Below are 13617 nucleotides of genomic sequence, written 5' to 3'. Positions count from 1 at the left end.
GCCTTTTATGTCTTACTGGTTTGGAAAGATTTTCTTAAACAGAACATAAAGCAACCCATTTTTTAAACAGTATTTTTTAACTATCAACATATACAAGCATGAAGAGAATTTTGATCGTGGTGGGCGTACTGATACAGGTGCAGTTTCTTTTTGCCCAACTGCAAAAAGCGCCTGCTTACCCGCTCATCAATCATACAACTTATTTTAGTGTATGGTCGTTTACCGATACGCTGAATGCCAGCCCTACAAAGCACTGGACAGGCGCTACGCAATCGCTAGTGGGCATATTAAAAGTAGATGGCAAATCGTACCGTTTTATGGGCGAAATGGATAAAAGCTACAAAACCATTTTGCCTGCGGCTGATGAAACAACATATAGCGTAAAATATACCGAAAGCCAACCTGCCAGCGGCTGGGAAAACGGCAGCTTTAGTGATGCCTCGTGGAAGACTGGTGCTGCCCCATTTGGTGATAATGACTCGAGAGCCAAAACAAAATGGACGAGCAAAGACCTGTGGGTGCGCCGCACATTTACCGTACAGGATGCCAATATGCAAAACCTGTATTTAAAAATCCAGCACGATGATAATATAGAAGTATATCTCAATGGTAAGGAAATTTATGAGTACAAAGGCTGGATACATAAATACAAATACATACCGCTTAGCAGCTTTGCCGATGCGCTTAAAAAAGGTACTAATATTTTGGCCATACACATAGCCAACACTGCCGGCGGCTCGTGGCTGGATGAAGGGTTGGTTGTAGAGCAACAACCCAAAGAAAATGCTGCTATTGCCAAAGCCACACAGACCAATGTAGTAATGAATGCCACGCAAACGATTTACAATTTTACCTGCGGTGCCGCTGATCTTAAACTCACCTTTACCTCACCATTGCTCATGAATGATCTGGCATTAATGACACGCCCGGTTTCTTACATCAGCTTTGCAGTAAAGTCGAACGACGGCGCTGCACACGACGCGCAGTTGTACTTTGGTGCCGCTACCGATCTGGCAGTGAATGTGCCTACGCAGCCGGTAAAAGCAACAAAATATACTTCCAACAATTTAGCTATACTAAAAGCCGGAACGGTGGAGCAGCCGGTATTACAAAAGAAAGGTGATGACCTCCGCATAGACTGGGGCTATGTATATGTTGCAGCTCCGCAAAGCGAAAAACCGGCGCAGTCTGTTGCTTCGCCACAAATGAGCATAGACAACTTCAGCAGCGGCAAAATGGCGCAGACCGGCGAAGCTACCGGCAAGCAACTGATGCTGAATACGGTATTGCCTTTAAGTAAAATAAACAGTACCGAACAGGAAACACATGTATTGGTGGGCTACGATGAAATATATGGCGTGCAATACTTTGGTCAAAACCTGCGCCCTTACTGGAACAAAGATGGCAACGCCACCATCGAGCAGCAACTGGCATTGGCAGAAAATGACTATCAGGAGGTAATGGGCAAATGCGAAGCCTTCAACAAAAAAATGTATGATGATGCGGTGAAAGCCGGCGGCGAAGAATATGCAAAATTGTGCGTAGCCGCTTATCGCCAGGCTATATCTGCACACCAAACGGTGGAAAGTCCCCAGGGCGAACTTTTATTTATGTCCAAAGAAAACTTTAGCAATGGCTCCATCAATACGGTAGATATAACCTATCCTTCGGCACCGTTATTTTTAATCTATAACCCCGATTTGCTGAAAGGTATGATGAACGGCATTTTTTATTACAGCGAAAGCGGCAAGTGGACCAAGCCTTTTGCGGCGCACGACCTCGGTACGTATCCATTAGCCAATGGACAGACGTACGGAGAAGATATGCCGGTAGAAGAAAGCGGCAACATGATTATTTTAGCCGGTGCTATTGCTAAAAGAGAAGGCAATGCAGACTATGCCAAAAAGCACTGGAAATCGCTCAGCACCTGGGTAAACTTTTTGGTGAAAGATGGTTTTGACCCTGCCAACCAGTTATCTACCGATGACTTTGCCGGGCACCTGGCGCGTAATACCAATTTATCGGTAAAAGCGATTGTGGGTATTGGCTGCTATGCAATGCTGGCAGATATGCTGGGCGATAAAGCTACGGCGCAGCAATACCACGATACGGCGATTGCGATGGTAGCTCGCTGGCAGCAAATGGCAAACGATGGCGACCATTTTGCACTCACCTTCAGCGATAAAAATACATGGAGCCAGAAGTATAACCTGGTGTGGGATAAAGTGCTGGATTTAAACCTTTTTCCTGAAAGTGTATATGACAAAGAAGTAAACTTTTACCTCACCAAGCAAAATGAATTTGGCTTGCCATTGGACAGCCGCAAGACCTATACAAAAAGCGACTGGATCTTGTGGAGTGCTACGCTGGCCAATAATAATGAAGATTTTAAAAAACTGGTAGATCCGGTTTTTAAATACGCTACCGAGACGCCTACACGCGTTCCGCTCAGCGACTGGCACGAAACTACCACTGGCAAGCAGGTGGGCTTTCAGGCACGCAGCGTGGTAGGTGGCTACTTTATGAAGTTGTTGGATTATAAAATGATTAATAATAATGAAGCAGCCTTGCGCCGCTAATACAATATAGCCATTTTTTTCTCTCAAGCAGTTAGTTTAAACGCGGATAGTCTTATCCGCGTTTTTTGTTGGTGTTCAATGCGTCTTTGGTTGGAAACGGAAAGTCGGTTACTCTTGCAGAACAGGCACCTATTCCCATTCAGTTGCCGTTATTTCTTCTATCGGTTGGTGTCTCACCAACCGAAATTTTTACGCTCTGAAATGAGTAAGCATATTAAATTCATCTTTTCCTTCCAAATAAAATCTCGCACTACTCCATCGGTACTCTTCCGGATAAGTACACAATTTCCAATGTGGTCTTATAGGATTGTTGTGAATGTATTCCAGTTTGCTGATAAATATACTCTCGCTGCTAATGGGAATTGCCAGCGGATCTCTTTTCCGGAATTGATGCTGCCGGTCGTCCTTATCCGACTGAAATAGTTCCAGCTTGTGAGTATGCAGTAAATGTTTTCTAAACTGGTGTGCTATATATTTTGCAAGGCTTTCTGCCACGCTTTCTTTGCCATTTTGTTGATGGATGTACCACAGTAAATGAATATGGTTGGGCATTATAACAAATCCGTAGCGTGTTATCAGTTTCTTTTGTACAAAGTATTGAAGCGAGGAGATGATAACCATTTTCAGTATATCATCCGCCAGTAAATGTTGAAAGTTATTGATAGTAGCCGTGTAGAAATAACAAAGTGCTAATTCCATTTGCCCCTCTGCCGCTTATAGTATAGATTTATACTCCAGGTAAGCTATAAACTAATGGAATGTAAGCCACCCTATTGGTTGTTATCTCGCCAGCCGATGCGCATAGGCTTGGTGGAGTGGCTTATGAACGGAACATGCATCTACTGGATTATTCCGGTTGATGAGACACCAACCGATAGTGGGGAACAATGGAAAATATATTGAGATACCTCAGGTTGAGCATCAGGGTATCAGCCGCTTGCAAAGTGTATGGTACGGTATGTTACTACTCATAACATACCGTACTCATAACAGCATACGGGTTGATAGAATATTGCATGTCTATTACTTTTGGAGCTTCGCACAACTCAATATTCAAAAAAGACTTTGCCTGCATAATTTCCCAGAGGTATAAACTTTTGCCTTTGTCGGAGGTGTCAATAATTTCGGGCAGCATTGCATCCAGCCAGCCATTCCAGCAGGCGGCTTCCAATTGTTCATCATAAGGCAGGTTTCGCGCCGTTTCCATTCTTTCCTTTTCAAACAGTTGTCTTTTAGAAAAAGAAGTGTTTTTCATCAGTAATATTTCCTGTTGAACTGCATTCGTTTCCATTTCATAAGTTTTTATCTATTATATATAGACGTAAAAATGGTACAAAAGGTTAACGGAAACAAAGAGAAAATTCTGGTAAAATAGCCGTGTTTTCACCCGCAGCAGCTCGCTTCGCAATTTCTCTAATGGGTGGTGGGATACTAACCGGTAGCAGAAATAATGAAGCGCCATGTGTGGCTAATCAGTAATAATAGAAGTTTTTTCTTTCAAGCAGTTAATTTAATTAAATGCCGATGGTCTTATCCGCGCTTTTATTTGATGTAATTTTTACTTCTTTTTCGATATTCAGAAGCAGGCTTTGCCTAAGCTTATCCTACCCTTTACCTAGGCTTTGGGTAGGCTTTAGTTAGCGTGTTGTCTAGTCCTAAAATAGCTATACAAATTAGTGAATAATCCTGGTGGAGCTTACGCGGGCATTAATGGATATGTGAGGGAAGGAGGCATTGCAGCCGGAAGAATAAAATGAGAGAATGAAGTTTAAGTCTGGGAAAACAAATTTTGAGTTTCAAATTGACCATTTTATTAATAGTTTTCCCTTATTTTCCACCCAATTTATGTCAACTAAGTTTTTTACAAACCATAACGGGAATTCCGTTTTAAAAAAGTTCAAAGGTGCTTTTGAGCATATTGCCAATATCTATGCCTTTCATGCAGTAGTGGGTTATTTCCGTGCTTCGGGTTATTATGCCATAAGGGAGCATTTGATGAAAGTGCCGGAAGTGAAAATACTGGTAGGCATAAATGTAGATGTTATTAGTGCGGAAGCAAAACGAAGGGGATTGCTATTCTTTGGTGATGCTGAACGAACAAGAGATGAGTTTATCAAATGGATGCGGCAGGATATAAAGGAGGCTTCTTATACTAAAGAAGTAGAAGATGGCATTCTGCAATTCATGGAAGATATTATTGACAAGAAAATTCAAATAAGGGTTCATAAAACAAAGAAACTCCATGCTAAGATTTACATCTTCCTGCCACAAAACTTTAATGAGTATTCGGGTGGAGAAGTCATTACCGGCTCATCTAACTTAACGAGTGCCGGTTTGGGAGTAGAAGATGTAGGGAACTATGAATTTAATGTAGCTTTAAGAGATTATGACGATGTAGCTTTTGCAGAAAAGGAGTTTGCAGAACTTTGGAAAGACGGCGAAGAAATTCTGCCCATTGATATAGATAGAATCAGGCATAAATCGCATATTGGACAACTGTTCACACCGTTTGAGCTATACATTAAGTTTTTGATTGAATACTTTGGGAAAAACATAGACTATGACCCGGATACCGTAGGTGATTTGCCCAGAAACTTTAAAAAACTGAGTTACCAGATAGATGCCGTAAATCAAGGCTACCAGATGATATTAGACCATAACGGTTTTATATTAGCTGATGTGGTGGGTTTAGGGAAAACAGTTATTGCCAGCATGATTGCTAAAAGATTTCTAATTGCAAATGGCACTTTAAGTACCAAGATTTTAGTAGTTTTTCCGCCGCCGCTTGAAAAAAACTGGAAGACCACATTCCGGTATTTTGGTTTGGATAAACATACCCGGTTTATCAGTAATGGCAGCTTACACAAAGTGTTAAAAGATAATGAGGACTACTGGCCAAAAGAAGACTATGATCTCATTTTAGTGGACGAGGCGCATAAATTTCGTAACCACCGGTCTATTATGTTTGATAACCTGCAAACGATCTGTAAAGCGCCACGTAGCATTATTGGCAATGTATCGGGCTATAGGAAAAAGGTGGTGTTGATTTCTGCAACGCCTTTAAACAACAGACCGGATGATATTTACTACCAGCTTCAGCTTTTTCAGGATGCAAGAAAATCCACTTTGCCGGTTACCAATCTGCAAAGCTTTTTTGCCCCACTGATACGCAAATACAAAGAAATTATTGCCGGTGCCAAACTAAACGGGAAACCAGATGTTGCGGCATTAAGAACCATTTATGGTGATATTCGTAATAAAGTATTAGAGCCTATCACCGTAAGGAGAACCCGGACAGACGTAAAAAACTATCCTGCTTATTTAAAAGATTTAGAGGAACAAGGCATCAGATTCCCGGATATTGCACCACCAAAGGCGGTGGAATACGAGTTAGGTCCTGAGCTGGAAGCTTTATTCTACAATACCATTGCCTGCCTTGTAGATGAAATCGGGTATTACCGGTACCAGGCAATTGCTTATCTCTTACCCGAAATCCAGGATAAATATTACTCTCAGGCAGAACGGGTTTCCAAAACGCTTGCCCAGATTATGATGACGCAAATGGTAAAGCGTTTGGAAAGTTCTTTTTATGCTTTCAAAAAATCGCTGGAGCGTTTTCGTATTTCTACCCAACGGATGATTGACATGTTTGCAAAGGGCAAAATATATGTAGCACCGAGCACCAATGTGAATGCATTGATGGACCAGGACTGGACAGATGAACAAATAGAGGAAAGAATTTTAGAACTGTCTGCAGAAGACCCCAAAAATCAGATTTTTACTCCTCAGGATTTTGATGAAGAATTTATTGATTTACTCCGTGCTGATCTTGCCCATATCACCAAAATATGCGGGCAATGGGATGAGATAACGGAAGATCCAAAGCTTGATCTCTTCAAACAGCTTTTAAAAAATGAATTATTCAGAAACGATATAAATAAAACTGGCAAACTGGTCATTTTTACGGAATCAAAAGAAACGGCAGACTATCTAACCAAACAACTACATTATCCTAAAACCCTGACTGTTTCGGCAGATAACCGTAAAGCTGTTTTTGATGCCATACAAAAGAACTTTGATGCGAATTATAATGGAGACTTCCAGGATGATTACAACATCATTATTTCTACTGAAGTATTAGCCGAAGGCGTGAACCTGCATCGCTCCAACATCATTGTTAACTACGATACGCCCTGGAATGCCACGCGGTTGATGCAGCGTATTGGCAGGGTCAACCGTATTGGCAGTGTGGCAGACGTTATTTATAATTATGCTTTCTATCCTTCGCGCCAGAGCGACAAGCTAATTAATCTCTACAACAACGCTTATATAAAGCTGCAAGGCTTCCATACTGCTTTTGGCGAGGACTCCCGCATCTACACCGTGGAAGAAGTATTGGAGCAGGTAAAGCTGCACACGCAAGGTGTAGGCGAGGAGGAAGATAAGCGGTTGATTTATCTACGCTTCATACGGGAGTTTAAAGAGAAAAATGAAAAAGAATTCAGGCGCATCAAAAACCTGCCGCTGAAAGCCCGCACAGGAAGAAAGCCCGGCAAAAAGCATAAAACGCTACAGGGCAGCAGTCTCATCTTTATGAAATCGCCTTACAAGACTGAGTTTTATAAAGTAGATAATAGGGGCAAAATAGAAGCGCTCACCTTTATACAGGCAGCAGAACTGTTTGAAGCAACCATTACCGAAGTCTCCGAAGCATTGCCCGACTACCACCATGCGCATATAGAAAAAGCATCGGCTTATTTCGAACAGGAATTATTTTCCAATTCGGTGGAAACCGTTTCGGGCGAACAGGCAGATGCTAAAACGAATGGGGCTAAAAAGTTCATCAGGGAATTGCGTGCCGACAGCCGGGACGAAAAATTCAGAAATGCTGCCGAAACTATTTTATTATTGCTGGACAAAGGCACTATCACCAACCTGCCCAATGAGTTGAATAAGCTGCGCCTGAAGTATAATAAAGGAGATATAAAAGCACATGCAGCAGAAAATTTGGTGATGCAGCTTGCCGCCAAATACATGCAGCAGGATGCCAGCGAGGAAGATGCCGATGTGTTGGATGCGCCACCATTGCCTTTTGAGATTACCCAAAAACCGGATATTATTTTATCAGAAACTTTTCAATCTCATCTATGAACCCGGATTACAAACAATGGCTTGCCCATTTAAAAGCGCAAATCCGTTCGGCGCAAATCAAAGCAGCGCTGAAGGTAAATGCCGAACTCATTCTTTTATACTGGCAGTTAGGAAACGAAATAGTGCAGAAACAGAACGAAGCCAAGTGGGGAGATAAATGGCTACATCAACTTTCAAAAGATTTAATGAGTGAATTTCCTGATATAAAAGGATGCTCACACACAAACCTAAAATACATTATCCGGTGGTATCAATTTTATGCCCCTGCAATTGGGCAACAAGCTGTTGCCCAATTACAAAACAAGGTAAAAACAGGAGGCAATACAACTGTCCAACAACCTGTTGGACAAATCGGGCAACAAGTTGTTGACCAAATACCGGCTCTACTTACTACTATTCCCTGGGGGCATCATTTACAAATTATTACTAAGTGCAAAAAGCTGGAAGAAGCCCTGTTTTATATAAAAGAAACAAGCACTCACAATTGGAGCCGAGCCGTACTTGTACACCAGATAGAAAGTGGCTTATACCACCGTAAAGGTACCGCTGTTACCAACTTTGAAACAACACTGCCCAAGCCACAAAGCGACCTTGCAAAAGAACTGCTCAAAGACCCTTACACTTTTGATTTTCTCTCTTTAAGCGAGGAATACAAGGAAAGGGACTTGGAGAATGCCTTAACCGACCACATTACTAAATTTTTACTGGAGTTGGGTGCCGGCTTTAGCTTTGTAGGTCGCCAGTATCACATAACAGTGGGTGGTGATGACTTTTATATTGACTTACTATTTTATCATTTAAAGCTGCGCTGCTTTGTAGTAATTGAACTGAAAACAGGTAAATTTATTCCTGAATATGCCGGTAAGCTAAACTTTTATTTGAACATAATAGATGATAGCTTAAAGCATGCAACAGACCAGCCTTCCATTGGCATTATCATCTGTAAAGAGCGTAATAAAGTAGTAGCTGAATATGCATTGCGTGGTATGGATAAGCCTATTGGTGTAAGTGAATACCAACTCACTGAAAAGCTACCTGCTGCATTAAAGGGTAAATTGCCAACTGTTGAACAAATTGAAGAAGAATTGAAGGATATTACCGAATAAAAATCAATTGAACTATAATGTTATCTGCAGAAGAATTAAAACGCATATTTGAAAGTGAGTTTAATCCAGAATCCTGGAAGCGGATTTTAATTGAAATATTTGGTGTAAAACGGTTACACTTACAACCACAAACAATTGGTGTTACTCCTAACGATTGGAATGCGAAAGCATTTGAGTTAGGTAGCTTTGAAACTATTGAAGGAAGGCTCGTGGGTATATTTGAAGTGCAGATAAACAGAAAAGTAAAACTACAGTATAATAAAGTTGGATTGCGACAGCTATTAAAACCTATATACGAAGAAGATGTAGATGCCGCATTGATTGTGTTTAATCAAGATAAAATATGGCGTTTCAGTTATGTTAGTGAGATTAGGGAAACTAATAAAGAAACGGGCATACGTGAGAAGAAAGTTACGGACCCCAAACGGTATACTTACCTGTTTGGAGAAGGAGAAGTATGCAGAACCGCCGCTAAAAATTTTCATAGTTTACAAGGTAGACCAATCAAACTTGATGATTTATATGCCGCATTCTCAGTTGAAAAGCTTAATGATGAGTTCTTTAAAAAGTACAAAGATTTTTATCTGAAAGGCGTACGATATTTAGTTGAGAATCCAAGCTACTACAGTTTGTTTATAGACAAAAAGGAAACAGAGGAAGAAAAAAAGCAAAAGCCTATTCGCGACTTTGTAAAGAAATTGATGGGACGCATTGTATTTCTGCATTTCCTACAAAAGAAAGGTTGGATGGGTTGCCCGATATTAGCAAATGAAGAAGAAAATGAAGAGATATGGGAAAAGGGTAAAAAAAGATTTATGCACCTGCTTTTTAAAGGATACGATAATAAAGAACATTTCCACAGTCAATGCCTACGCATTTTATTTTTTGAAACGCTGAATACAAAGCGCGATAATAATATCTTTTCCATTCCGGTTTTAATTGACGAAGTAACCTCAGAAAAATCTTTAACAAGAGTGCCTTATTTGAATGGTGGCTTATTTGACCGTGATATTTCTTATGAGCATGATTTGGATTTCCCAACTGAGTTTTTCACACATTTATTTGACTTTTTTGAGCAATACAATTTTACAATAGACGAAAATGACCCTTATGACAGCGAAGTAGGTATTGACCCGGAAATGCTGGGACATATTTTTGAAAACCTCCTGGAAGAAAACAGGGAGAAAGGAACTTTTTATACACCAAAGGAAATTGTACAGTACATGTGTCAGCAAAGCTTATTACAATATTTGCGAACACATATACCGGAGTGCAGCGAGGAAGATAGCCCTGCTTTTAAAGCTTTGGAAAGTTTTCTGCTCAACACCTATATAGAAGATCTTACTGATAAAAGAAACTTTATCGTTAAGAATGCAAGGCGAATAGATAAACTACTGCATGATGTAAAGATATGTGACCCTGCTATTGGTTCCGGAGCTTTTCCAATGGGTATGCTGCAACTTATATTTAGAATAAGAATGGCGTTGGCATTAACACAAGACAGAGCCAATCTAAAAGAAGCCATCATTCAAAACAACATTTATGGTGTAGATATAGAAAGTGGTGCTGTTGATATTGCTCGGTTACGCTTTTGGCTGGCGTTGGTAGTTGACGAAGAAAAACCACAACCCTTACCTAATCTTGATTACAAGATAATGCAGGGGAATAGTTTATTTGAGCGCTTTGACCATATAGACCTGAAGTTTGAGCCAAAACGAATTGAAGTAAAACTGGTAAAAGAAACGGATTTGTTCGGCAATGTTGTAAAACCACAAATAACAATTGCTGAATATCTGCAATCTAAAGAAGGTGTCAGGGAGTTTGGTTTAACTGAATTGGAAGAAAAATATTTTAATAGTAATAATGCAATTGAAAAAAGAGAAATAAAGCAAAAGATTGATGCTTTTGAAAAAGAATTTATTAGCCAACAAATAGATAAGCGAAAAGAGGAATTGCAAACGCTGATTAGAGGTAAGGAAAACAGTGTTGATAAACGCAAACTAAAAGAGTTGCATCAGCATCAACAAGAATTAGAGACATTGACAGTTGCAAGTAAGGAATTGCAGGAAATGAAGCCGAACAATAAACCTTATTTCTTATGGCACTTGTACTTCATGGATGTATTTCGGGAAGGTGGTTTTGATATTGTAATTGGAAATCCTCCTTATTTGAGAATACAGGGAATTAGAAATGATAATCCGGTTATGGCTGATATGCTAAGTGAAGATTATGATTCTGCTACCGGTTCGTTTGACTTATATGTTGTATTTGTAGAAAAAGGGTTAAGTCTTCTAAAAGATACGGGAATATTAAACTATATAATGCCTGTTAAATGGACAAATGCTGCTTTTGGTGAGGGGCTGAGAAAAATCATGTTAGAAGGAAATTATGTTTCCCGAATAGTCTCTTTTGGAGCCTTTCAGGTCTTTAATGTATCAACTTATACAGGATTACAGTGGTTTAAAAAGGATGCAAATGGCTTTTTTTACAAGCAATTAGATAGAAATGTTCCTTCATTAAAAGAGTTAGGTGACTTTCTTCAAAGTTTAAGTAATGATCAATTTAGCAAAATCAATGTAAAAAGCCTAACAGCAGATAGTTGGATACTTACAGATAGCCAAAGACAAAAGCTTTTGGAAAAATTACAGCAACAACCAGATAGACTAAAAGATGTCTTTGCTAAGATTTTTGTTGGTCTACAAACGAGCTTAGATGAGGTCTATGTATTAGACTTACTTTCAGAAAATAAGAATAACTATACTTGCTTTTCTAACTCTTTAGGAGAACGTGTTGAAATAGAAAAAGGGATAGTAAAACCTTTTCTTATGGGCAAAGATGTTAAGCGATATGAAAAGCCTCAAAACAAACATGTTGTTATTTTTCCTTACCAGATAATAGATGGAACAGCCCGACTAATGGATCAAGATTGTATAAAAATCAGCTATCCTTTAGCTTGGAAATATTTAAATAATAATAGAATTGAACTTGAGAACAGAGAAAAAGGCAGAATGAGACATGAAGGTTTTTATGCTTATATATATCCTAAAAATTTGACTGAATTTGCAAATAGAAAACTTTTAACCCCAGATATTGCAAATAGAAGTGAATTAACAATTGATGAGAAAGGACAATACTATCATACAACTACAATTTATGGCTTATCACTAAAAAGTACGATTGTTGAGGATTTGAAGTATTTTCTTGGAATATTAAACTCAAAATTGCTATTCTTTTATTTATCAGCAACTGGCAATATTTTACGTGGTGGATATTTTAGATTTAAAACTGATTATTTAAAACCTTTTCCAATTAAAAGAATTAATTTAATTGAACTACATGAAAAGCAATCATATGAATTCATTATTAAACTTGTTGAAAATATCCTTCAATTAAGAAATAATAAGATTGATACTATAAAATGGGAGAATAAAATTGATGCTTTAGCTTTCCATTTATATGGATTAACTGAAGAAGAAATGCTGCAAGTATTAGATAGCTTTTCTGATTTAAGCAGCAAAGAACGAAATGGTATTCATAATGAATACCGTAATATTCAAAACAAACATTTCAAACTTGAAGTATGATACAACGGGTACACATAGAAAACTTTAAAGCTATCTATAGACCTGTCAGCTTATCCTTACAGCCTTTTACAGTTTTTATTGGCAATAATGGCACCGGTAAGAGCAGCATTTTAGAGGCTTTGAAACTTTTACAAAATGCAGTAAATGCCGATTTAACCAAAGCTTTTAATGATTGGGGTGGATTGGATAAGATAAGAAATTATAATGCCTTTTTAGATCAGGAAAATATTACAGAATCTGGATTCAGGAAACTTTATTCGCCTGTCTCCATATATTTTGAAGTGGTTGTAGAAGAAAAGCAATACGAGTATCTGGTGCGCTTCAACATGAGTAGAAATAATGACTACTATGTAGTAGAACATGAAGAACTATTATTGAATGGCTCACCGGTATATATTGCAGATGTTATAGGTAAAACTGGTGAAAACTTAGCGTTTTTTACTAATCCTGCTAATCAAAGTACGCCATTAGAATTTAAGTATGAAGCAAACAGGTTAGTCTTAGGCTTGGCAGGTCTGCCCATGCTTCCTGTTGATTTCCTCCATTTTCAGCAATATGTAAAAAGCTGGCAGTTTTTATCCCTAAACGCGCATGATATGGGAAAACCCGTATTAAGCAGCAGAATGGTAAATATTAAGTTAGGTAGCGAAGGAAGAAACATAGCTGAATATTTACTTTGGCTACGTGGGCAAGGTCAGGAATACCTTGATAGTATCATAAGAAAAATGAAGTTTGTACTTCCTTATCTTAATGATCTCCAGCCGCACGAGCAGGAAACGTTTAACCGGGAAATAGAAGTGTTGATGTATGAGGATAAAGAAGGCAGCCCAGCACTTCCAGGGTGGCTACTATCTTCAGGCACTTTGCGAATACTTGCTTTGCTTGCCATGTTTGAAACTCCTGAACCTCCTTCCGTATTATTCATTGATGAAGTGGAAAACGGACTTGACCCGAGAACCATAGGATTACTAATAAGTGAAATACAAAACGTGGTTGAAGACAGAACTATGCAGGTAATAGTCACAACCCATTCTCCTTATTTCCTTGATTTAGTACCAATACAAAGTTTGATTGTAGCAGAAAAAGCAAATGAAGGAAGTTACTTCCACATACCGGAAAACGAAGAAAGTCTGAACATATGGAAAGAGAAGTTTTCTCCGGGAAAGCTATATACCATGGGTAAACTAACAAGATAAT

Annotated in this window: 7 protein-coding genes; 5 read left to right on the top strand and 2 right to left on the bottom strand. The window is 39.0% G+C overall.

Annotated elements, in window-relative coordinates; genetic code table 11:
- Positions 1 to 98 precede the first annotated feature (98 nt).
- Positions 99 to 2579, top strand: coding sequence for a glutaminase family protein (locus tag FC093_RS05595; protein ID WP_137260768.1), 2481 nt, complete (start codon positions 99 to 101; stop codon positions 2577 to 2579).
- Between the two features lie 189 nt (positions 2580 to 2768).
- Here FC093_RS05595 and FC093_RS05590 read toward each other — a convergent pair whose 3' ends face one another.
- Positions 2769 to 3278, bottom strand: a complete 510-nt coding sequence (locus tag FC093_RS05590; protein WP_137260767.1) for a transposase — start codon at positions 3276 to 3278, stop codon at positions 2769 to 2771.
- 265 nt (positions 3279 to 3543) lie between these two features.
- A complete protein-coding gene (locus FC093_RS05585) occupies positions 3544 to 3870 on the bottom strand; it encodes a hypothetical protein (protein WP_137260766.1) in 327 nt (108 codons plus the stop codon).
- A gap of 554 nt (positions 3871 to 4424) precedes the next feature.
- Between FC093_RS05585 and FC093_RS05580 the strand changes: the two genes are divergently transcribed.
- The 4 genes from FC093_RS05580 to FC093_RS05565 are packed head-to-tail and all read left to right on the top strand — an operon-like array spanning position 4425 to position 13616.
- Positions 4425 to 7730: a helicase-related protein gene (locus FC093_RS05580; RefSeq protein WP_137260765.1), complete on the top strand. Its 3306-nt coding sequence runs from the start codon at positions 4425 to 4427 to the stop codon at positions 7728 to 7730.
- Positions 7727 to 8836 carry a PDDEXK nuclease domain-containing protein gene (locus FC093_RS05575; RefSeq protein WP_170971005.1) on the top strand — a complete coding sequence of 370 codons (1110 nt, stop codon included), beginning with the start codon at positions 7727 to 7729 and terminating at the stop codon, positions 8834 to 8836. Before FC093_RS05580 ends, FC093_RS05575 begins: the two co-directional genes overlap by 4 nt.
- A gap of 17 nt (positions 8837 to 8853) precedes the next feature.
- Positions 8854 to 12420: an Eco57I restriction-modification methylase domain-containing protein gene (locus FC093_RS05570; protein ID WP_137260763.1), complete on the top strand. Its 3567-nt coding sequence runs from the start codon at positions 8854 to 8856 to the stop codon at positions 12418 to 12420.
- Positions 12417 to 13616: an AAA family ATPase gene (locus tag FC093_RS05565; RefSeq protein WP_137260762.1), complete on the top strand. Its 1200-nt coding sequence runs from the start codon at positions 12417 to 12419 to the stop codon at positions 13614 to 13616. The genes FC093_RS05570 and FC093_RS05565 overlap by 4 nt, the downstream gene beginning before the upstream one ends.
- Position 13617 lies beyond the last annotated feature (1 nt).

The organism is Ilyomonas limi (assembly GCF_005233845.1).
In the GTDB taxonomy this organism is placed as follows: domain Bacteria; phylum Bacteroidota; class Bacteroidia; order Chitinophagales; family Chitinophagaceae; genus Ilyomonas; species Ilyomonas limi.
Note: the sequence above shows the minus strand (reverse complement) of the source record. Positions and strands in the feature narration are given on the sequence as shown.

What these genes read in the sequence shown, in the direction of transcription:
- FC093_RS05595 (WP_137260768.1), top strand. Translation starts at nt 99, where the DNA reads ATGAAGAGAATTTTGATCGTGGTGGGCGTACTGATACAGGTGCAGTTT.
- FC093_RS05590 (WP_137260767.1), bottom strand. Translation starts at nt 3,278, where the DNA reads ATGGAATTAGCACTTTGTTATTTCTACACGGCTACTATCAATAACTTT.
- FC093_RS05585 (WP_137260766.1), bottom strand. Translation starts at nt 3,870, where the DNA reads ATGGAAACGAATGCAGTTCAACAGGAAATATTACTGATGAAAAACACT.
- FC093_RS05580 (WP_137260765.1), top strand. Translation starts at nt 4,425, where the DNA reads ATGTCAACTAAGTTTTTTACAAACCATAACGGGAATTCCGTTTTAAAA.
- FC093_RS05575 (WP_170971005.1), top strand. Translation starts at nt 7,727, where the DNA reads ATGAACCCGGATTACAAACAATGGCTTGCCCATTTAAAAGCGCAAATC.
- FC093_RS05570 (WP_137260763.1), top strand. Translation starts at nt 8,854, where the DNA reads ATGTTATCTGCAGAAGAATTAAAACGCATATTTGAAAGTGAGTTTAAT.
- FC093_RS05565 (WP_137260762.1), top strand. Translation starts at nt 12,417, where the DNA reads ATGATACAACGGGTACACATAGAAAACTTTAAAGCTATCTATAGACCT.